At 68.3% G+C, this 19,161-nt stretch carries 19 protein-coding genes and 1 tRNA gene; 15 read left to right on the top strand and 5 right to left on the bottom strand.

The features are described 5' to 3' along the window. Positions 1 to 142 precede the first annotated feature (142 nt). The 5 genes from glcE to ACRSCF_RS01685 all read left to right on the top strand — a co-directional run bounded on the left by glcE (position 143) and on the right by ACRSCF_RS01685 (position 5,180). Positions 143 to 1,282, top strand: a complete 1,140-nt coding sequence (glcE, locus tag ACRSCF_RS01665; RefSeq protein ID WP_034365705.1) for a glycolate oxidase subunit GlcE — start codon at positions 143 to 145, stop codon at positions 1,280 to 1,282. A 25-nt stretch (positions 1,283 to 1,307) separates the two neighbouring features. Next, positions 1,308 to 2,090 (top strand): YoaK family protein, encoded by a 783-nt coding sequence (locus ACRSCF_RS01670; RefSeq protein WP_012202244.1) that lies wholly within the window; start codon positions 1,308 to 1,310, stop codon positions 2,088 to 2,090. A gap of 61 nt (positions 2,091 to 2,151) precedes the next feature. Further along, positions 2,152 to 3,402 (top strand): glycolate oxidase subunit GlcF, encoded by a 1,251-nt coding sequence (glcF, locus tag ACRSCF_RS01675; protein WP_034365716.1) that lies wholly within the window; start codon positions 2,152 to 2,154, stop codon positions 3,400 to 3,402. Between the two features lie 84 nt (positions 3,403 to 3,486). Beyond that, positions 3,487 to 4,353, top strand: a complete 867-nt coding sequence (locus tag ACRSCF_RS01680; RefSeq protein WP_034365703.1) for a ProQ/FinO family protein — start codon at positions 3,487 to 3,489, stop codon at positions 4,351 to 4,353. Positions 4,354 to 4,661: 308 nt separating this feature from the next. Then, a complete protein-coding gene (locus ACRSCF_RS01685; RefSeq protein WP_034365701.1) occupies positions 4,662 to 5,180 on the top strand; it encodes an AmiS/UreI family transporter in 519 nt (172 codons plus the stop codon). A 27-nt stretch (positions 5,181 to 5,207) separates the two neighbouring features. Here the strand turns inward: ACRSCF_RS01685 and ACRSCF_RS01690 are convergent, their stop codons facing one another. Together ACRSCF_RS01690 and lplT are read right to left on the bottom strand one after the other, a co-directional pair. Continuing rightward, positions 5,208 to 6,107 (bottom strand): DMT family transporter, encoded by a 900-nt coding sequence (locus ACRSCF_RS01690; RefSeq protein ID WP_016448592.1) that lies wholly within the window; start codon positions 6,105 to 6,107, stop codon positions 5,208 to 5,210. 198 nt (positions 6,108 to 6,305) lie between these two features. After that, entirely contained in the window at positions 6,306 to 7,607 is a 1,302-nt protein-coding gene (gene lplT, locus ACRSCF_RS01695; RefSeq protein ID WP_016448591.1) for a lysophospholipid transporter LplT, read from the bottom strand. Between the two features lie 134 nt (positions 7,608 to 7,741). Between lplT and alr the strand changes: the two genes are divergently transcribed. Then, complete coding sequence (gene alr, locus ACRSCF_RS01700) at positions 7,742 to 8,845, top strand: alanine racemase (RefSeq protein ID WP_133073784.1); 1,104 nt, start codon at positions 7,742 to 7,744, stop codon at positions 8,843 to 8,845. Here the strand turns inward: alr and ACRSCF_RS01705 are convergent, their stop codons facing one another. After that, positions 8,846 to 9,286 (bottom strand): MarR family winged helix-turn-helix transcriptional regulator, encoded by a 441-nt coding sequence (locus tag ACRSCF_RS01705; RefSeq protein WP_016448589.1) that lies wholly within the window; start codon positions 9,284 to 9,286, stop codon positions 8,846 to 8,848. A 96-nt stretch (positions 9,287 to 9,382) separates the two neighbouring features. Between ACRSCF_RS01705 and ACRSCF_RS01710 the strand changes: the two genes are divergently transcribed. Next, positions 9,383 to 10,198, top strand: a complete 816-nt coding sequence (locus ACRSCF_RS01710; protein ID WP_046239700.1) for a siderophore-interacting protein — start codon at positions 9,383 to 9,385, stop codon at positions 10,196 to 10,198. Positions 10,199 to 10,266: 68 nt separating this feature from the next. On the opposite strand, the gene ACRSCF_RS01715 is transcribed toward ACRSCF_RS01710, so the two are convergent. Beyond that, positions 10,267 to 10,343 (bottom strand) — tRNA-Met (locus ACRSCF_RS01715). Between the two features lie 142 nt (positions 10,344 to 10,485). On the opposite strand from ACRSCF_RS01715, the gene radA reads away from it, so the two are divergent. The 4 genes from radA (at position 10,486) to ACRSCF_RS01735 (ending at position 13,715) form a co-directional block, all read left to right on the top strand. Beyond that, positions 10,486 to 11,871 carry a DNA repair protein RadA gene (gene radA, locus ACRSCF_RS01720; protein ID WP_016448587.1) on the top strand — a complete coding sequence of 462 codons (1,386 nt, stop codon included), beginning with the start codon at positions 10,486 to 10,488 and terminating at the stop codon, positions 11,869 to 11,871. A gap of 83 nt (positions 11,872 to 11,954) precedes the next feature. Next, on the top strand, positions 11,955 to 12,401 hold the full coding sequence (locus ACRSCF_RS01725) for a hypothetical protein (RefSeq protein ID WP_016448586.1): 447 nt from the start codon (positions 11,955 to 11,957) through the stop codon (positions 12,399 to 12,401). Positions 12,402 to 12,445: 44 nt separating this feature from the next. Continuing rightward, a complete protein-coding gene (locus tag ACRSCF_RS01730; protein WP_016448585.1) occupies positions 12,446 to 13,384 on the top strand; it encodes a branched-chain amino acid transaminase in 939 nt (312 codons plus the stop codon). A 121-nt stretch (positions 13,385 to 13,505) separates the two neighbouring features. Continuing rightward, the gene (locus tag ACRSCF_RS01735; RefSeq protein WP_012202256.1) at positions 13,506 to 13,715 is read left to right on the top strand and encodes a zinc-finger domain-containing protein; all 210 of its coding nucleotides are present in this window, start codon (positions 13,506 to 13,508) and stop codon (positions 13,713 to 13,715) included. A gap of 31 nt (positions 13,716 to 13,746) precedes the next feature. Here the strand turns inward: ACRSCF_RS01735 and ACRSCF_RS01740 are convergent, their stop codons facing one another. Then, the gene (locus tag ACRSCF_RS01740) at positions 13,747 to 14,607 is read right to left on the bottom strand and encodes a capsular polysaccharide synthesis protein (RefSeq protein WP_017407684.1); all 861 of its coding nucleotides are present in this window, start codon (positions 14,605 to 14,607) and stop codon (positions 13,747 to 13,749) included. 130 nt (positions 14,608 to 14,737) lie between these two features. On the opposite strand from ACRSCF_RS01740, the gene ACRSCF_RS01745 reads away from it, so the two are divergent. The 4 genes from ACRSCF_RS01745 to ACRSCF_RS01760 are packed head-to-tail and all read left to right on the top strand — an operon-like array spanning position 14,738 to position 19,099. Then, positions 14,738 to 16,006 (top strand): O-antigen ligase family protein, encoded by a 1,269-nt coding sequence (locus ACRSCF_RS01745; protein WP_016448583.1) that lies wholly within the window; start codon positions 14,738 to 14,740, stop codon positions 16,004 to 16,006. Further along, on the top strand, positions 16,003 to 17,124 hold the full coding sequence (locus tag ACRSCF_RS01750) for a glycosyltransferase (RefSeq protein ID WP_203400278.1): 1,122 nt from the start codon (positions 16,003 to 16,005) through the stop codon (positions 17,122 to 17,124). The genes ACRSCF_RS01745 and ACRSCF_RS01750 overlap by 4 nt, the downstream gene beginning before the upstream one ends. Next, entirely contained in the window at positions 17,121 to 18,149 is a 1,029-nt protein-coding gene (locus ACRSCF_RS01755) for a glycosyltransferase family 2 protein (RefSeq protein ID WP_203400279.1), read from the top strand. Before ACRSCF_RS01750 ends, ACRSCF_RS01755 begins: the two co-directional genes overlap by 4 nt. Further along, positions 18,146 to 19,099 carry a glycosyltransferase family 32 protein gene (locus ACRSCF_RS01760; RefSeq protein ID WP_034365698.1) on the top strand — a complete coding sequence of 318 codons (954 nt, stop codon included), beginning with the start codon at positions 18,146 to 18,148 and terminating at the stop codon, positions 19,097 to 19,099. Before ACRSCF_RS01755 ends, ACRSCF_RS01760 begins: the two co-directional genes overlap by 4 nt. Positions 19,100 to 19,161: the final 62 nt, after the last annotated feature.

Genomic DNA, 19,161 nt, shown 5'->3' on the forward strand with positions numbered 1-19,161 from the left:
CCTTTTTTGCTTTGGAGCCGCTGCAGAGATGGCGTCTTTGCTTTTTCGTCCCTGCTGTTTTGCGCCGCCCGCAGAACTTCAAGCGCGCCGTTCAAAAAATTCACGGGTCCGCACCGAGGCGCAAAAGGGCCCAGCCGCTACGATGCAGGCCATGGATTCAGCCCAAAGCCAACTCATCCAGATCGCCGAGCGCGTGCGCGCCGCGGCGGCCGACGCCACGCCGCTGCGCATACGCGGTGGCGGCACCAAGGATTTTCACGGCCTGGCCCTGCAGGGCGAGCTGCTGGACACGCGGGCGCTGGCCGGCGTGGTCAGCTATGAGCCCAGCGAGCTGGTCGTGACCGTACGCGCCGGCACGCCGCTGGCCGAGGTCGAGGCCCTGCTGGCCGCACAGGGCCAGTGCCTTCCCTTCGAGCCTCCGCATTTCGAGGGAGCGGATGGCCGCGCCACCGTGGGCGGCATGGTGGCCGCCGGCCTGTCGGGCCCCTCGCGCGCCAGCGTGGGCGCCGTGCGCGACTTCGTGCTGGGGCTGGAGATGATCAACGGCCAGGGCGAGCTGCTGCGCTATGGCGGCCAGGTCATGAAGAACGTGGCGGGCTACGACGTCTCGCGGCTGATGGCTGGCTCCTGGGGCACGCTGGGCCTGATCACCGAGGTCAGCCTCAAGGTGCTGCCCGTGGCGCCGGCCGAGGCCACGCTGCGCTTCGAATGCACGCAGCAGCAGGCGTTGGACTGGCTCAATGCCTGGGGCGGACAGCCGCTGCCGCTCAATGCCAGTTGCTGGCTGCAGGAAGACAGCGCGGCCCAGGGCGTGCTGTACCTGCGCCTGCGCGGTGCGCGTGCCGCCGTGCAGGCGGCCTGCGGGCGCCTGGGGGGCGAGCGCATGCACAGCGCTGCGGCCGACTGGCAGGCCTGCCGGGAGCACCAGCTGCCCTGGTTCACCGCACGCGCACCGGGCCATGCGCTGTGGCGCCTGTCCGTGCCGCAGACGGCTCCGGCCCTGGCGCTGCCTGACGGCTGCACGGGGCCCCTGGTCGAATGGCACGGCGCACTGCGCTGGGTACAGGCGCCGCGTGCGCTGGGCCATGCGCTGCGCACGCTGGCAAAAGCAGCGGGCGGATCGGCCACCTTGTTCCGCTCCGAGGCAACGGGGCAGCCCGGCGCCGAGCCCGATTTCGACGCCCAGGCGGCCGATGCCACGGCCGCGCTGCATGCACGGCTCAAGCAGGCCTTCGATCCTGCGGGCATCTTCAACCGCGGCCGGCTGGCCGCCGCCTGGTAGGCCGGGCCAACGCCTGGCTCCGCCCATGCGCATGCGCCACCACCTGCACCTGCTCACGGACCGGCACCGCACGGTGGCCAGCAACCGCACGCTGGGCCTGTTGCTGGCCTTCAACGCGGGTGCGGTGAATGCGGGCGGCTTTTTGCTGGTGCACTCCTATACCTCGCACATGACGGGCTTTGTCTCGTTGCTGGCCGACAACCTGGTGCTGGGCAATACGGCGCTGGTGCTCAGTGCCTGCGGCGCGCTGCTGGCCTTTCTGTGCGGCGCGGCCGCGACGTCGCTGCTGGTCAACTGGGCGCGCCACCACCGGCTGCGCAGCAGTTATGCGCTGCCGCTGCTGCTGGAAGCCGCGCTGATGCTGCTCTTCGGCGTGCTGGGCGCGGCCATGCTGGCCTGGCCCACGCCGTTCGCCGTGCCGCTGGCCGTGCTGCTGCTGTCCTTCATCATGGGATTGCAGAACGCCACGGTGACCAAGATGTCGTCCTCGCAGATCCGCACCACACACATGACGGGCGTGATCACCGACCTGGGCATGGAGCTGGGCCGAGCCCTCTACTGGAATCGCCATGGCAGCCCGCCCGAGCACCGGGTCCACGCCAACCATGTGCGGCTGCGGCTGTTCGCAGGGCTGCTGTCCATGTTCCTGCTGGGCGGCATTGCGGGCGCGCTGGGTTTCAGGCACCTGGGCTTCGTCTTCGTCGTGCCGCTGGCCGTGGTGCTGTGCCTGCTGTCCCTGCCGCCGCTGTGGGCCGACCGTGCGCGGCTGCCCCTGCTGCTGGGCCGGCGGGCCGCGCCTCGCGCATGACCGCCGTGTCCGGCTGCCGTGCCTGACCGTTCCCCGATACCCGTACAACAAGAGCCCCACCATGCAGACCCAACTCGCACCCCAGTACCGCGCCACGCCCGAGGGCCAGGAGGCCGAAGCCATTTTGCGCAAGTGCGTGCACTGCGGCTTTTGCACGGCCACCTGCCCGACCTACCAATTGCTGGGCGACGAGCTGGACGGGCCGCGTGGCCGCATCTACCTGATCAAGCAGGTGCTGGAAGGCGGGACGCCCACGCGCGCCACCCAGCAGCATCTGGACCGCTGCCTGACCTGCCGCAACTGCGAAAGTACCTGCCCCAGCGGCGTGCAGTACGGCCACCTGGTGGACATAGGCCGCAAGATCGTCGAGGAACAGGTACCGCGTCCCTTCGGCGAGCGCGCCAGGCGCTGGGCGCTCAAGGAGGGGCTGAACTCGCCGCTGTTCGCCCCGGCCCTGAAGCTGGGACAGGCCGTGCGCGGCCTGCTGCCCGAAGTCCTGGCCGAGAAAGTGCCCCAGCCGCAGGACGCGGGCCGCTGGCCCGTGCGCGAGCATGCGCGCAAGGTGCTGCTGCTGGCCGGCTGCGTGCAGCCCGCGATGATGCCGCGCATCAACTACGCCACGGCGCGCGTGCTGGATGCGGCCGGCATACAGACCGTGATCGCTCCCAACGCCGGCTGCTGCGGTGCCGTGAAATTCCACCTCAACGACCAGGAAGGCGGCAAGGCGCAGATGCGCGCCAACATCGACGCCTGGTGGCCCCAGGTGGACAGCGGCGCGGTGGAGGCCATCGTCATGAACGCCTCGGGCTGCGGGGTCACCGTCAAGGAGTACGGCCACCTGCTCAAGGACGATGCGCAGTACGCGGACAAGGCCGCGCGCATCAGCGCCCTCACGCGCGACCTGAGCGAGCTGCTGCCTGAGCTCCTGCCCGAGCTGGCCGAGCGCCTGCACGGCAGGGTGCGCGCACCGGCCGCGCCCATGGCCTACCACCCGCCCTGCACGTTGCAGCACGGGCAAAAGCTGCGCGGCGGCGTGGAAACCCATCTGGCCAGGCTGGGCTTCGAGCTGCGCGTGGCGCGCACCGAATCGCACCTGTGCTGCGGCTCGGCGGGAACCTACTCGGTGCTGCAGCCCGAACTCTCGCACCAGTTGCGCGACCGCAAGATCGGTGCGCTGACCGAAGGCTTCGATGCCCAGCGGCCCGCCGCCATCCTCTCGGCCAACATGGGCTGCATCGTCCACCTGCAAAACGGCACGGACCTGCCCGTGCGCCACTGGATCGAGGTGCTGGACGAGGCCCTGCTGGCCTGAGACCAGCCGCGTACCGAATGCGCATCTGTGCCTCCAGCGCGACGCCGTGGGGCCTATGCCCGCGCAAGCCTTTGCAATGCTGGCATGATGCGGGGTTTCGTTTTCTCCAAGCCCACGTGCTCCGCCATGACTGAATCCGTGTCTGAACCGCAAGAACAGAGCGCCGCGCTGCCGGCGGACGCCGCTGCCGGCACCGAGCCGCAGGCTGCAGCCAGCGCCGATGGCCAGGGCCGCAAGCGCTCGCGCCGCGGCGGACGTGGCCGCAACAAGGGCAAGGCCACCGAGCCCGTCGCCGACGCCGCAACCGGCGCGGCCGGCAGTGCCGAGGCTCCCGCATCCAGGCCTGTGCGCACCCAGCACCCGCTGCTGGCGCAACTGGCCCAATGGCATCCGAACCTGTTCGGCGAGCAGCCCCTGCCGCTCAAGCGCGGCATCTTCGAGGACCTGCTGGCCGCCCATCCCGAAGCCATCGACCGCGACCAGCTCAAGCTGGCCCTGTCCCAGCACACACGCTCGAGCCGCTACCTCACCGTGGTGGCTAGCGGCCAGGCGCGCCATGACCTGCAGGGCCAATCGGTCGAGCCCATGGCGCCCGAGCATGTGCACCATGCGCTGATCGAAGTCTTTCGCCGCCGCCAGCACCGCTCGCCCGAGGACCTGGCGCCCAAGCTGCGCAACCGCATCATCGCCGCCTACGAGGCCTCGGGCCTGTCCCGCGACGACTATGCGGCGCGCGTGCAGGGCCGTGACGAGGCCACCAACGCCCTGGTGGCCGAGGCCTTGGCCGAAGCCGATGCGCGTTCTGCACGAGACGAAGCTCTGCTGCGCGCCTTCGAGGCCAGCGGCCAGACCACCGAAGCCGGCTTTGCCGACATGTACGGCATGAACCCGCGCCAGGTGGCGCAGCAGCTGGAACGCGCCCGCCGTCGCCTGCAGACGCAGGCGGCCTGAGGTACCAAGGACCGGAGCCAAGGACCGGCGCCAAAGACCGGCAGCACCGTCTGCCGGCACACTCCACCGCCGCATGCCTGGCAAGGGCCGCGCCGGTGAACCCGCCCTGGATCACAGGCGGCATCTCTGCAGCGGACCCTCCGCCAGCACGCAGATGCCCACCAGGGGCGGGCCCGGGGATGAACTGTTTCACGGACGCCGCTGCACCCGGCCACGGGGCGGCGGCGCCTTGCCGTGCGCGCTCGTTCCCGTGGTCTGGCAAGGGCGCGCAAGGCACTTCAAAGCAAAAAAGCAAAAGGAGACTTGCGATGTGGCTGGGTTTGTCGTTGTTCTACGTGGGCGCCGTGCTGTGCCTGAATGGCCTGTGGATGCTGGGGCGCATTGCCGACCGGGAGATCTGGGTCATCAACGTGTTCGCGGGCCTGGTCTCGCTGATCATCGGCCTGGCCTCGGCCTTCGGGCCCGAGCCTGATGCGGCCTCTGTCAAGACCGGCGCGCTCACCCTGCTGTTCGCCTTCACCTACCTGTGGGTTGCCATCAACCGCTTCACGGGGGCCGATGGCCGGGGCCTGGGCTGGTTCAGCATCTTCGTGGCGATCACGGCCGTGCCGGTGGCCATCGATTCGCTGATCGGCGCCCGCACTGCCATCGACTGGTGGATGGCCGCCAACTGGGCGGCCTGGGCCGTGCTGTGGGCCATGTTCTTCATGCTGCTGGCCCTGGGCCGCAACATCGGCCGCATGACGGGCACGCTGTGCATTGCGCAGGGCGTGCTCACAGGCTGGCTGCCGGGCTACCTGCTGCTGGCCGGGCAGCTCACGGGCTGATTGCGCAGCGTTGGTGCGGGCAGGGCGTCAAGCCCCACGCCGTCGTGCATGCGCCAGCGCAGACAGCAGCGCGGCCGCGATGATGCAGGCGCCGCCGAGCAGCGTGCGCGGCGTCAGCACCTCGCCTGCAATCAGCACCGAGGAGACGCTGGCGAACACCACTTCGGCCAGCATGACCACGGCCGTCACGCCGGCCGGCAGGCGCGCGGCGCCGAACTGCAGCGCCCAGTTGCCCAGCATCAGCAGCACGGCCAGGCCGGCGGCGATCAGCATCCAGCCGGCCTGCGGAGCCGGCAGCGGCGGCACCAGGCCCACGCTGCTGCCTGCAAAGGCGCTGAACAGGCCCATCGCCATGCAGCCGCTGAACATGGCCAGCATGCGCGCCTGCGCCGGCACGGCCTGCAGGCGGCGCAGCAGCACATTGGTCAGCGCGAAGGTGAAGCCGCCGAACAGTGCCAGGCCGTCGGCCAGCGACAGGCCGCGCAGCAGCCCGGGCGAGCCGCCGCTGAATGTGCCCTCGGGCACCAGCACCAGCGCCACCCCGCCGAAGGCCAGCAGCAGCCGCGTCAGCGCAGCGGGCGTGGGCCGCTCGCCCAGGAGCCTCCAGGCCAGCAGCACCGACCATGCGGGCATCAGATAGAACAGCAGCACCACGCGCACCACGTCGCCAATGGTCACGGCCCAGTTGAAGGCGATGTTGTTGCTGCCCGCGCAGGCGCCCAGCAGGATCAGGGCCGGGTACTGCAGCGCCTGGCGCAGGCTGGCCGGGCGCAGCGCCACCAGCCCCGCCAGCACCAGGGCATACATCAGCGCCGTGGCCCACAGCGGATGCAGGCCAGCCTCGTGCATGGCGCGGAACGGCCACCAGGCCAGGCCCCAGACCAGGGTGTTGAACAGCAGGGCGAGAACGGGCAGCGGGCTATGCATAAAACCACGAAAAAGTGCCCGGTCAGGCAAAGCCCGCACCGAACACAATACGAGAAGACCATTTAGACCAGGCCTATCAATCGATAGCGCCCTATGGAACTGGCGAGGCCCAAAGCGAGAGACACCGAGCCAGGGCCGCCCCGCCGCGAGGGTGTCGTCCCCCCTGGGGGAAGGCGCGAAGCGCCTCAGGGGGTAGTCTCAATGACAATCCTTGCGGGCAATCGCCAGCAGGCGCTCGACTTCCTCGGGATGCTGGCGCAGGTTGTTCCTGTGCCAGCGTCCGATCAGCCACATGATGCCGGCCACCACCAGGCCGAACACCGTGATGGCACCAAAGGCCGACAGCCCGAACTTGGTGGACAGCGCATAGAAGGCGCCCAGCGCCAGGATGCAGGCCTGCTCGTTGAAGTTCTGCACGGCAATCGAGCGGCCCGCGCCCATGAGGTTGTGGCCGCGGTGCTGCAGCAGCGCATTCATGGGCACGACCAGGAAGCCGCCCAGGCCGCCCAGCAGGATCAGGAAGGGAATGGCCACCCACACGCTGTGGATGAAGATCATGGCGATCACCAGCAGGCCCATGGTGATGCCCAGCGGAATGACGCGCGTGGCGTTGTCCAGCCGCATGCGCATGGATGCGAGGATGGCGCCTGCCGCCGTGCCGATGGCCACCACGCCCACCAGGGCCGATGCCTGGGAGGTGCCGTAGCCCAGGGCCGCCGCGCCCCAGGCCAGCACGATGTAGCGCAGATTGCCCGACACGCCCCAGAACAGCGTGGTCGTGGACAGCGAGATCTGGCCCAGCTTGTCCCCCCACAGCCGCTGGCTGCAGGTCCAGAAGTCGGGCAGCAGGGCCAGGGTGTTGGCCAGCAGGCTCTTGCTGGGGTCCTGGCGCAGCGGGCGCAGGATGGTGTCGGTCAGCGGAATGCGCAGGTTGAACCAGGCGGCCAGCGCATAGACGCCGACCAGCACGGCAATCGCCGCCTCGGCCGCAGTGTCCACGCCCGTGTCCAGCAGCGGCAGGTCGAAGTCCAGCAGATGGGTCGAGATGCCCGGGCTCAGCAACTGCCCGCCCACGAGCACGCCCAGGATGATGGAGGTGATGGTCAGCCCCTCGATCCAGCCATTGGCCTTGACCAGTTGGGAGGCGGGCAGCAGCTCGGTGAGGATGCCGTACTTGGCGGGCGAGTAGGCCGCTGCGCCCAGGCCGACCACGGCGTAGGCGATCAGCGGATGGTTGCCGAACAGCATCATCAGGCAGCCCACGATCTTGATCGCATTGCTGATGAACATCACCCGCCCCTTGGGCAGGGCGTCGGCAAAGGCGCCGACGAAGGGGGCCAGGATCACGTAGAACAGCGCGAACATGGGCACCAGGGCGGCGCGCTGCCACTCGGGGGCGCCATTGGTGCGCAGCAGTTCCACGGCGGTCACGAACAGGGCGTTGTCTGCCAGCGAGCTGAAGAACTGCGCTGACATGATGGTGTAGAAACCGCGCTTCATGGATAGGCAGATGGGGTCAGCCGCAGGGCTGCTGACCGGTTAAATAAGGGCCCCGTGGCAAGTGACTGGCGGTTATATCACGCGGCCTTTGGCCGGCAGTGCCAGAATCCCAAGCTTCTGACTGAGTGAAAACCATGCCGCGTCCCATTCTTGCCACCATCCATTCCGCCGCGCTTCGCCACAATCTGGAGCGGGTGCGGCAAGCGGTCCCCGATGCCAAATTGTGGGCCGTGGTCAAAGCCAACGCCTATGGCCACGGTATCGAAAACGTGTTCGAGGCCCTGCGCGGCGCCGACGGCTTCGCCATGCTGGACCTGGCCGAGGCCGAGCGCGTGCGCCAGCTGGGCTGGCGCGGCCCCATCCTGCTGCTGGAGGGCGTGTTCGAGCCGCGCGACCTGGAGCTTTGCTCGCGCCTGTCCATCTGGCATGCCGTGCATTGCGACGCCCAGATCGACTGGCTGGCCGCGCACAAGACGCAGAACGGCCACCGCGTCTTCCTCAAGATGAACTCCGGCATGAACCGCCTGGGCTTCACGCCCGAGCGCTTTCGCGCGGCCTGGGCCCGGCTCAATGCCTTGCCCCAGGTGGAGGAAATCTCGTTCATGACCCACTTCAGCGATGCCGACGCAGGCTCTGGCCAGTCGGGCATCTCCGCGCAGCTGCAGCGCTTTCACGACGCCACGTGCGACCTGCCCGGCGAGCGCAGCGTGGGCAACAGTGCCGCCACGCTGCGCCATGGCGACGATGCCCAGGTGCGCTGCGACTGGGTGCGGCCCGGCATCGTGCTGTACGGCAGCTCGCCCGACTATCCGCAGCACACGGCGGCCCATTGGGGCCTGCAGCCCACGCAGACCCTGAGCTCGCGCATCATCGGCGTGCAGCAGCTGGCTGCGGGGCAGAGCGTGGGCTATGGATCGCGCTTCACGGCCGAAGCTCCCGTGCGCCTGGGCACCGTGGCCTGCGGCTATGCCGACGGCTATCCGCGCCACTGCGGCACCGGCACGCCCGTGCTGGTCGACGGCGTGCGCACCCGCACCCTGGGCCGCGTGAGCATGGACATGCTGGCCGTGGACCTGACGCCCGTGCCCGATGCCGGCATGGGCAGCGAAGTCACGCTGTGGGGCCGCGCCGGCAACGGCGCCGTGCTGCCCATCGACGAGGTGGCCGAGGCGGCCGGCACGCTGGGCTATGAACTCATGTGCGCCGTCGCGCCGCGCGTGAACAAGGCCGTCGATTGATCAGGGCGCGGCCTGGACGCTGTCCCTGGCCCGCTCCAGCAGCGCCATCATCTGCTGTTGCGCGGCAGGCTCCCAATCCTTGAGCAGCCGCGCCGCCAGCGCCTGGCGCGACTGGCGCAGCCGGTCGAACAGGGCCTGGCCCTGGGGGCTGAGGCTCAGGCAGCGCACGCGGCGGTCGCGGGCGTCCGGTTCGCGGTCCAGCCATCCCTGCTCCTGCAGCTGCGCCAGCATGCGCGCGAGCTGGGCCTTGTCCATGTGGCTGTGGTCGACCAGATCCCTTTGCGTGCGGCCCGGGTGCCGGCCCACGTACATCAGCACGCGCACCTCGTTGGGCGTCAGCCCGGGCTCCATGGACTCCATGTCCTCGCGCATGCGCGAGCGGAACAGGTGCAGCAGCTCGTGCATGGCCTCGAAGATATCGGCGGGCAGGGAGGCATTCATGGCAGGGTCTTGTGGAAATATGTTGACAAAGTCAACGGATGACAGAGAATTGGTGGACTAAATCAACATTCTAGGCCGTCACAGGCCGTTTCGCCAATGAACTTGCCCAATCCAGCCAACTCTGCCGTGGCGCCTGCCCCCGTCGTCCACCGTGTCCGCCATCCCTTCCGCGCCCGCCATGTGCAATTGCTCTCGCGCGAGCAGCCCAGCCCCGGCTTTGTGCGCCTGACCCTGGGCGGACCCGAACTGGAGGACTTCGTCAGCTCGGGCTTTGACGACCACGTCAAGCTCATCCTGCCCCAGGCCGGGCGCGAACTGCCCGCGCTTCCCGTGCTGCTCGATGGCCGCCCCACCTTCGTGGAGGACGAGCGCCCCACCTTGCGCGACTACACGCCGCTGCGCTACGACGCTGCGCGCCAGAACCTCATCATGGATTTCGCACTGCACGATGCTGGCCCCGCCACTGAATGGGCGCTGACCGCGCCCCTGGGCCAGTGGGTGGGCTTGGCCGGGCCGCGCGGCAGCCTGGTGATCTCGGCCAACCTGCCATGGCATTGGCTGTTCGGCGACGAGACCGCCATGCCCGCCATCGAGCGGCGCCTGGCCGAGCTGCCCGCCGGCAGCCGCGCCGTGGTGCGCGTGCAGCTGCGCAACCCTGCCGACCGCCGCCAGTGGAAGAGCACGGCCCAGCTGGACTGTGCCTGGGTCGAATCGCTGGCCGACGCCGTGCAGGCGCTGGAGTTTCCCCAGGACGACGACGGATATATCTGGGCGGCGGGCGAGCACAGCGCCATGGCCGAGCTGCGGCGCCTGCTGCTGGCCAAGGGCGCCGCGCCCAAGCGCATGCGCGTGGCCTCGTACTGGAAACAGGGCCAGGCAGACCACCATGAAGACCTGAACGATCCCAGCTGACCTGCGTGGAGAAAAGCAAGAAAGGCACAGACGAAAAAAAGCCCACCGAAGTGGGCTTTTTTTCGTGGTGGTTGCGCGAGAAGGATTTGAACCTCCGACCTTTGGGTTATGAGCCCAACGAGCTACCAGACTGCTCCATCGCGCGGTAATTCCGCAGTAATTTTGTTTCACCGCATTTTGTGCAGCGAAGAAGACAACTATAACCGATATCTCTTTGTCACGCAACTGCGTTAGACAACAGGCAGGCGGGCGGGGCGGCAGCCACCGCTCGGTATAGTGCCCAACCCATGGCCAAAGACAAAACCACGTTCATCTGCAATGCCTGCGGCGGCTCCAGCCCGCGCTGGCTGGGCAAGTGCCCGGCCTGCGGGGCCTGGAATTCGCTGATCGAGGCCGTTGCCGAGCCTGCGGGCGCGGGCAAGAACCGGCTCAGCCAGCCGCAGGGCTATGCGGGCCTGGCCAACGCCCAGGCCGTGATGCCGCTGTCGGCCATCGAGGCCCAGGACGTGGCGCGCACGCCCAGCGGCATCGAGGAGCTGGACCGCGTGCTGGGCGGCGGCATTGTCGAAGGCGGCGTGGTGCTGATTGGTGGCGACCCCGGCATCGGCAAGTCCACCCTGCTGCTGCAGGCCATGGATGCGCTGCACCGCGTGGGCTTGCCCACGCTGTATGTCACGGGCGAGGAAAGCGGTGCCCAGGTCGCGCTGCGCTCGCGCCGCCTGGGGCTGGAGGCCAGCCAGGTCAATGTGCTGGCCGAGATCCAGCTGGAGAAGATCCTCGCCACCATGGAGGCCACGCAGCCGGCCGTGGTCGTCATCGACTCCATTCAGACCGTGTACTCGGACCAGCTGTCCTCGGCGCCGGGCTCGGTGGCCCAGGTGCGCGAATGCGCGGCCCACCTCACGCGCGCGGCCAAGACCACGGGCATCACCGTGATCCTGGTCGGCCATGTGACCAAGGAAGGCGCCCTGGCCGGCCCGCGCGTGCTGGAGCACATGGTGGACACCGTGCTCTACTTCGAGGGCGACACGCACAGCAACTTCCGCCTGGTGCGCGCCATCAAGAATCGCTTTGGCGCCGTCAACGAGATCGGCGTCTTCGCCATGACGGAGAAGGGCCTCAAGGGCGTCACCAACCCCAGCGCCATCTTCCTGTCCCAGCACAGCGAGCCCGTGCCGGGCTCCTGCGTGCTGGTCACGCTGGAGGGCACGCGGCCCATGCTGGTGGAAATACAGGCCCTGGTCGACCAGGGCGGCCCCGCGCCCCGGCGCCTGTCCGTGGGCCTGGACCGGGACCGGCTGGCCATGCTGCTGGCCGTGCTCAGCCGCCATGCGGGCGTGGCCTGCGCGGACCAGGATGTCTTCGTCAACGCCGTGGGCGGCGTGCGCATCAGCGAGCCTGCGGCCGACCTGGCCGTGATGCTGTCCATCACCTCCAGCCTGCGCGGCCGCGCCCTGCCCAAGGGATTCCTGGCCTTTGGCGAAGTGGGCCTGGCCGGCGAAGTGCGCCCCGCGCCGCGCGGCCAGGAGCGCCTGAAGGAAGCCGCCAAGCTCGGCTTCACCATGGCCGTGGTGCCCAAGGCCAATGCGCCCAAGAAGGCTATCCCCGGCCTGACCGTGCATGCCGTGGAGCGCGTGGACGAAGCCATGAACATCGTCCGAGGGATGGGCTGAGGCACTGCCTTGCCGAGCGCATTGCGGGGGCATACGCACTGTCCGCAGCGGTCCTGCGGCGCCTCCATAAGACAATCGGCGCCATGAATTTGCGCAATATCCTGATTCCCCTGGGTCTGCTCGTACTGCTGGTGGCTGCGCACCAGTCCTATGGCTGGATGGGCGTGGTTGCCGTGGGCGGCGGCATCATGATGTGGCTGCTGCTGCACTTCACGCGGCTGATGTCCATCATGAAGAAGGCCTCGGACCGTCCCATGGGCTATGTGGGCAGCGCCGTGATGCTCAACGTCAAGCTCAAGCCCAAGGTCTCGCTGATGCACGTGGTGGCCATGACGCGCTCCCTGGGCGAGCGCCTGTCCGAAGACGGCCAGCATCCCGAGATCTACCGCTGGACCGACGGCACGCAATCCCATGTGACCTGCGAGTTCATGCATGGCCGGCTCGTGAAGTGGACCCTGGTGCGCCCCACGCCCGAACCCGAACCGCAACCCGAGACGGTGGCGGCCCCCGAGGCAGCCCCCGCGCCCTAAAATAGCGGGTTGGTGTTCTGTTCAATACCCCCAAGGATGTTTCTATGAGCCCCGTTGTTCCCTCGATGGCCGATCGTGACGGCAAGATCTGGATGGATGGACAGCTGGTGGACTGGCGCGATGCCAAGATCCACGTGCTGACCCACACGCTGCACTACGGCTGCGGCGCATTCGAGGGCGTTCGGGCCTACAAGACCGAACAGGGGCCGGCCATCTTCCGCCTGGAAGACCACACCAAGCGACTGTTCAACAGCGCCAAGATCCTGCGCATGCAGATCCCGTTCACCCAGGAAGCGGTGAACCAGGCCCAGGTGGAGGTCGTGCGCGCCAACCAGCTGGAATCGTGCTACCTGCGCCCGCTGACCTGGATCGGCGACCGCAAGCTGGGCGTCTCCCCCAAGGGCAACACCATCCACCTGATGGTTGCGGCCTGGGCCTGGGGCGCCTACCTGGGCGAGGAAGGCATGCAGCGCGGCATCCGCGTGAAGATCTCCAGCTTCACGCGCCACCATGTGAACATCACCATGAGCCAGGCCAAGGCGGTGAGCAACTACACCAACTCCATCCTGGCCAACACCGAGGCACTGGACGACGGCTATGACGAGGCCATCCTGCTGGACGCCTCGGGCTTCGTCTCCGAAGGCTCGGGCGAGAACATCTTCGTCATCAAGGACGGCGTGGTCTACACGCCCGACCTGTCGGCCGGCGCGCTCAACGGCATCACGCGCAATACCGTGATGCACATCTGCAAGGACCTCGGCCTGGAGGTGGTGCAAAAGCGCATCACGCGCGACGAGCTGTACATCGCCGATGAAGTCTTCTTCACCGGCACGGCCGCCGAAGTCACGCCCATCCGCGAGGTGGACCGCATCGAGATCGGCGCGGGCAGCCGCGGCCCCCTCACCGAAAAGATCCAGCAGGCCTTCTTTGACATCGTCAACGGCCGCAACCCCAAGTACGCCCATTGGCTGACTCGGGTCTGAGAAAAATGACCCCCACGCTACCCTTGCTTTGCAAGGTCCACTGCCCCCCGAGGGGGTGCTTTTCATCTTGGGGCGGCCCGGCGATGAAAATGACAGATACCCACGAAAGAGATAAGCAAGCATGACAACGAATGCCACCGTCGAACTGGCGGCCAAGGACCTCAACGCCCAGGGCGGCGTGTTCTGCCCCAGCCCCAAGGCCGACATGAAGCTGTGGAACAGCCATCCCAAGGTCTACCTGGACGTGGCCCACACCGGCGAGGCCAAGTGCCCCTACTGCGGCACGCTGTACCGCTTGAAGGCCGGCGAAGTCTTCGCAGGCGGGCATTGAGCAAAGCGGGCCTCGGCCCGCTTTGCGTGTCTCAGCGCGCCGAAAGCGCGCGGCTCCAGATGCTGTCTGGCGCAGCACCTCCGTGCAAGGCCAGCATGTCCGTGAAATGGCGCCGTTCCCCGCCGCGCAGCTTGACGATGGGTGCCGCCACCTGCGGCGCCTTCGCCAGGCACAGCTGGGGGTAGAGCAGGTACCACTTCCAGCGCAGGGCGCGGTGGTAGAAGAAGGCGGTGTCCTCGGCCTTGAACAGCGTGAGCCGGGCATCGGGCAGCCGGCGCATCACCTGCTGGGCCGTCACATGGATCAGAAGGTAATTTGGATCGGGGATGCCCTGCAGCACCTCGGCGGCGTCGGGCCGCGACTGCAGGCGCTGCAGGTAGGCCGCAGGGCCCTCCACGATCAGCGCCTGGTGAAACTCCTTTTGCCATTCCGATACAAAGCGCGAGCCGGCCGGAGCGCAGAATGACCAGCTTTCGATCACGGGGTAGCGCCTGTCCCTGGTGAAGCCCTCAAGGTAGAAGCCGGTCAGCTCGGCAGCGCCTGCGCCGGCGCCCATCCAGTCCAGCGGCGCGGTCAGCAGCGTGGTGGCATCGAACCAGTAGCCGCCGTGGTGCGCCACCAGATACAGGCGCAGCCAGTCCGATTGCTTGGTGGGGTGGAGTTCGGCAAACGCCGCAGGAAGGTCGCCGCAGGCCACGTACTGGCCCAGGCTCTCTGGTGTCACGACGATGACCTGGTGACCCGGGCATTGCCGCCGCCAGCTGTCCACGCACTGCTGGACGAAAGGGTCCAGGCCGGACTGGTTCCAGTACGTCCAGATCGTCTTCGGGATGTCCGCTGCAAGACCATCGGCTGCCGGGGGCGATGGGGGCAGCTGCAAGGGCGCGGGCATGGTGTAATCTGCGCCGATTTTGGAAGGGGCTGCCCAGCGATGGAGCAGCCTGAATAAGACCGCAGGAATTTTTTTCATAGCGGATGGAAAGCGGAATGCCCGCATTTTGGGGCAGAAAGTCGCGGTCTTGATGAGATTTGACAAGTCGAAGCTGCCAGGGCTCCTCACGACCCTGGCCGCTGTTCTGGTGCCCGGACTGGCCTTGTGGCTGCGTTCGGGCTATTCCTATGGCGCGGGCCTCATGGCCCTGGGCGCCCTGTGTTTTCTGCCCCGCTGGGTCCGGTACAGGCAGTCGCCTGGCACCTGGCTGCTGGTGGCACTGTTCATGGGCATGGCGGTGATGTGGTACCACCTGTCCGTGCTGGACGGGGGCACCGGTCAGTTCGACCGCCCCGTGAAATTCATCCTGGGCGCGGTCAGCCTGCTGTTCGCCATGTGCTACCCGCCCACGGCGCGGATCTTCCTGTGGGGCATACCGCTGGGCAGCGCAGGCGCGGGCTTCATGGCCCTGTGGCAGGTCTGCGTGCTGGGCATGGAGCGGGCCACGGGCTACACCAATGCCATCCAGTGGGGCAACATGGCCTTGCTGCTGGGCTGCTTCTCCTGCATCTATGCCATGTCCTTCTGGCACCAGCGCTCCCTGCTGTGGCGCCTGCTGGTGCTGGCGGCCGCTGCAATGGGTGCGCTGGCTTCGCTGCTGTCGGGCTCGCGGGGGGGCTGGCTGGCGCTGCTGCCGATGTTCCTCATGCTGATGGTGCTGGTGCGCATGTACCGCCCGCAGTACTTCGGGCGCCTGTTGCTGGGCTGCGCTGCAATCGTGGTGGCGCTGGCCACCGTGATGGCCTTCATACCCCGCGTCAGCGAGCGCGTCGACGAGGTCTACCTGGATGTGAGCAACTACCTGCATTCCGGCAACTCCGACACCTCGCTGGGCACCCGGCTGGAGCAGTACCGGCTGGCCGTGCAGATGATCGGCGAGAAGCCCCTGCTGGGCTGGGGCATGCAGGGCTATGTGGACGAGATGCACCGGCGCGTGGACGCGGGTGACTATGGACGCTCCATCCGCGAATACAACTTCATCCACAACGACTTCCTGGACATCTGGGTCAAGCTCGGCGTGCCGGGCGTGCTGCTGCAGGCGGCACTGTTCATCTCGCTGCTGTGGCTGTTCTGGCCCTCGCGGCGGCGCATGGCGCTGTGGCCTGCGGACAGCACCCCCTGGCGCGAGGCCCTGCTGCTGCGTATCCTGGGCAGCCTGATGCCAGCCATGTACCTGGCGTTCGGCATGTCACAGCAATTTTTCGTGCACAACAGCGGCATCGTCTTCTTCGTCTTCCTCGTGGTGGCCCTGTGGTCATCGCTGCATGGCCTGGAAAGGGCCAGCGGAGCCGTGCGGTGACGGAGCGCGCCACCACGGCCCGGCCCCGGGTGCTGCACTTCGTGACGGGCGGCTTCTCGGGTGCCACCCAGGTGGCGGTGGATCTGGTGTCGGCGCACCGCGCGTCGGGCCGCTTCGACGCCCGGCTGGTGCTGCGGCGCAAGCGCAATACCTCCGATGAACGCGTGCAGAAGCTGCGCGACGGCGGCATCGATGTCGATGTGGTCGCCGGCTGGTCCCATGCCGCCACCGTCTGGCAGCTGCGCCGCATCTGCCTGGACTTCCGGCCGGACATCGTCGTCGCCCATGGTTTCAGCGACCACCTCTGGGGCCGCTTTGCCGCGCTGTGGGCCGGCGTGCCCTGCCTGGTGCATGTGGAACACAACTCGCGCGAGCGCTACACGCGCTGGCGGCTGGCGCAGGCCCTGTGGCTGACCGAGCGCACGGCCGCCATCGTCGGCTGCTCCGAAGGCGTGCGCCAGAGCCTGCAGGACCGCGGCTTTCCTGCAGACAAGCTCTTGGCCATCAGCAACGGCATCCGGCCCGAGCCCTATCTGCAGGAGCCACCCCCCTTGCTGCAGCGCCGCCCGGACATCGTCATGGCCGCGCGCTTTGCGCGGCAAAAGGACCATGCCACCTTGCTGCGCGCGCTGGCCGTGCTGCGCCAGCGCGGCCTCAAGCCCACGCTGACCCTGGCCGGCGGCGGCAAGGCGCGCGCCCAGCAGGCGGCGCAGCGGCTCAGCGCCGAACTGGGCCTGCAGGATCAGGTGCAATTCATCGGCATCTGCAACGACGTGCCCGGCCTGCTGCGCGCGCACCGCGTCTGCGTGCTGTCCACGCACTACGAGGGCATGCCCCTGTCCCTGCTGGAGGGCATGGCGGCGGGCTGCGTGGTGGTGGGCAGCCGCGTGGTGGGCGTGCAGGAAGTGGTGCGGCCCGGCGACAACGGCCTGCTGGCCGCGCACGCCGACCCTGAATCGCTGGCCGACGCCCTGCAGCAGGCGCTGCAGGATGACGAAGCCGCCGTGCGCATGGCCGCCACCGCGCGGCAGGAAGCCCTGTCGCACTACAGCCTGCAGCGCATGACCGGCCAGTACGAAGACCTGTTCGCCCGCCTGCTGCAGGGGGAGCGTCCGTGACCTGGCTCAGCATCCTGGTGCCCGTCTACAACGTGGTGCCCTACCTGGAGGAATGCCTGCAGTCCGTCATGGACCAGGCCGATGCCGGCGTGCAGGTGCTGGTGCTGGACGACTGCTCCACCGATGACTCCTGGGCCCTGATGCAGCAGCTGGACCAGCGCTGGCCCGGCCGCCTGCAGCTCATGCAGCATGAGCGCAACGCCGGCCTGAGCGCGGCGCGCAACACCATGATCGAGGCGGCCACGGGCGACTACCTGTGGTTTTTGGACTCCGACGACAAGCTGCTGCCCGGCGCGATTGCCGGGCTGTCGGCCATCGTGAAACAACATGCGCCCGATGCCGTGCTCTGCGACTTCTCCGTCTGGCGCGAGGCCCCGCGCCTCAAGCACCGCCTGCGCGGCGAGGCGCACCGGCACAGCTTCCAGGGCCCCACGCTGCAGCGCTCGCAGGACCGGGGCGCCCTGCTGGCCGGCCTGCTGCGCACGGGCCAGCTGCATGCCTGGTCCAAGATCTCGCGCCGCAGCCTGTGGGATGCCGGCCTGCGCTTTCCTGCAGGCCGCTATTTCGAAGACATGATGACCATGCCGCAGATGGCGCTGCGCTGCAGCAGCTTCTACTACCACCCCCAGCCCTGGGTGGCCTACCGGCAGCGTGCCAACTCCATCCTTGCGTCCATGACGCCTGCCAAGGCCGCAGACCAGTCCGCCGCCCTGTGGCCGTTGGCGCAGGCCGTGCAAGCCCTGCAAGATGATGCGCTGCGCAACGACGGGCGCCTGCAGTTCGCCTGGGCGCACCAGGCTGCGCGCAACCTCATCGGCGCCCTGCGCTTTCTCGACCGGCAGCGGGACATGCCGCCCGCGCAGCGGCAGGCGCTGGCGCAGCAGTTCCTGGCGGACTTCGGCCGCATCTCCCCGCTGTCCCTGCCGGCCCTGCGCCAGGCCTATGTGCGCAGGGGCTGGGTGCTGCGCGCCTGGAAGCTGCGCAGCTGGGAGCAGTGGGCACGCCAGCAAGGAGCCCCTGCATGAGCGCCCTGAAACTGAAAACCCGGGGCGAGCTGTGGCTGGCGGCGGGCATGCGCCGCTTCTACGCCACCTTCGCACGCCGCCTGGAGCAGGGCCCCGCGCCCGACTTCCGCAGCCACGACATTGGGCCTGCGGCGCCCGTGCCCGTCTCCACGCCCATACCCCGCATCATCTGGGCCTACTGGAATGGCGACTCGGTGCCGCTGCTCATACAGCGCTGCTTTGACAACTGGGCCCGCCTGAACCCCGGCTACAGCCTGCGCATCCTCAACGACGCGCAACTGCCGCAATACGTGCCGCAACTGCCCGGCAACCTGCAGCAGCTGCCCGTGGCCAAGCGCTCGGACTGGCTGCGCCTGGAATTGCTGCACCGCCACGGCGGCATCTGGCTGGACGCCAGCACCATCCTCACCGAGCCGCTGGACTGGCTGTTGGAGCAGCAGCAGCGCAGCGGCGCCGACCTCGTCGCCTACTACCTGGAGCGTTACACCCGCGACCCGCAGGTGCCCGTGGTCGAGAACTGGCTCATGGCCGCGCCCCCGGGCAGCGCCTTCATCGCGGCCCTGCACAAGGAATACGTGGAACAGGTCCTACCGCAGACGGGCGAGGCCTATATCGCCCAGCTCCAGCAGGCCGGCGAATACGAGCAACTGCGCCAGGGCATCGACATGCCCGCCTACCTGAGCATGCACCTGGCCATGCAGCGCGTGCTGCGCGCCGGCGGCAGCTACCGGCTGCGGCTGGCCAAGGCCGAGGACGGACCCTTCTTCCTGCACGTGCAGGGTAACTGGGGCCGCACCCCGCTCAAGATCCGCCTGATGTTCTCGCGCACCGAACTGGCGCCCGTGCCACTGATCAAGCTGCGCGCGCCCGACCGCAAGAAGCTGGACTTCTACTTGGAGCGCGGCCTCTACGTGCCCGGCAGCATCGCCGACCGATACCTGCGGGGCTGATTCCCGCTCATCGCCTTCCATTGCGAGCCATAACCGGGCCGCGACGATGTGCCTGTGCCGAT

Origin of the sequence: Delftia sp. 11MD, from assembly GCF_050907895.1 — a bacterium.
GTDB classification, from domain to species: Bacteria; Pseudomonadota; Gammaproteobacteria; order Burkholderiales; family Burkholderiaceae_C; genus Comamonas; species Comamonas tsuruhatensis.

Excerpts from the sequence above, each read along its gene's own strand:
- ACRSCF_RS01710 (WP_046239700.1), top strand. The coding sequence starts at position 9,383 with ATGAACTTGCCCAATCCAGCCAACTCTGCCGTGGCGCCTGCCCCCGTC.
- lplT (WP_016448591.1), bottom strand. The coding sequence starts at position 7,607 with ATGAAGCGCGGTTTCTACACCATCATGTCAGCGCAGTTCTTCAGCTCG.
- ACRSCF_RS01690 (WP_016448592.1), bottom strand. The coding sequence starts at position 6,107 with ATGCATAGCCCGCTGCCCGTTCTCGCCCTGCTGTTCAACACCCTGGTC.
- ACRSCF_RS01705 (WP_016448589.1), bottom strand. The coding sequence starts at position 9,286 with ATGAATGCCTCCCTGCCCGCCGATATCTTCGAGGCCATGCACGAGCTG.
- ACRSCF_RS01760 (WP_034365698.1), top strand. The coding sequence starts at position 18,146 with ATGAGCGCCCTGAAACTGAAAACCCGGGGCGAGCTGTGGCTGGCGGCG.
- glcF (WP_034365716.1), top strand. The coding sequence starts at position 2,152 with ATGCAGACCCAACTCGCACCCCAGTACCGCGCCACGCCCGAGGGCCAG.
- glcE (WP_034365705.1), top strand. The coding sequence starts at position 143 with ATGCAGGCCATGGATTCAGCCCAAAGCCAACTCATCCAGATCGCCGAG.
- ACRSCF_RS01685 (WP_034365701.1), top strand. The coding sequence starts at position 4,662 with ATGTGGCTGGGTTTGTCGTTGTTCTACGTGGGCGCCGTGCTGTGCCTG.
- radA (WP_016448587.1), top strand. The coding sequence starts at position 10,486 with ATGGCCAAAGACAAAACCACGTTCATCTGCAATGCCTGCGGCGGCTCC.
- ACRSCF_RS01680 (WP_034365703.1), top strand. The coding sequence starts at position 3,487 with ATGATGCGGGGTTTCGTTTTCTCCAAGCCCACGTGCTCCGCCATGACT.
- ACRSCF_RS01735 (WP_012202256.1), top strand. The coding sequence starts at position 13,506 with ATGACAACGAATGCCACCGTCGAACTGGCGGCCAAGGACCTCAACGCC.
- ACRSCF_RS01725 (WP_016448586.1), top strand. The coding sequence starts at position 11,955 with ATGAATTTGCGCAATATCCTGATTCCCCTGGGTCTGCTCGTACTGCTG.
- ACRSCF_RS01745 (WP_016448583.1), top strand. The coding sequence starts at position 14,738 with ATGAGATTTGACAAGTCGAAGCTGCCAGGGCTCCTCACGACCCTGGCC.
- ACRSCF_RS01670 (WP_012202244.1), top strand. The coding sequence starts at position 1,308 with ATGCGCATGCGCCACCACCTGCACCTGCTCACGGACCGGCACCGCACG.
- alr (WP_133073784.1), top strand. The coding sequence starts at position 7,742 with ATGCCGCGTCCCATTCTTGCCACCATCCATTCCGCCGCGCTTCGCCAC.
- ACRSCF_RS01740 (WP_017407684.1), bottom strand. The coding sequence starts at position 14,607 with ATGCCCGCGCCCTTGCAGCTGCCCCCATCGCCCCCGGCAGCCGATGGT.
- ACRSCF_RS01730 (WP_016448585.1), top strand. The coding sequence starts at position 12,446 with ATGAGCCCCGTTGTTCCCTCGATGGCCGATCGTGACGGCAAGATCTGG.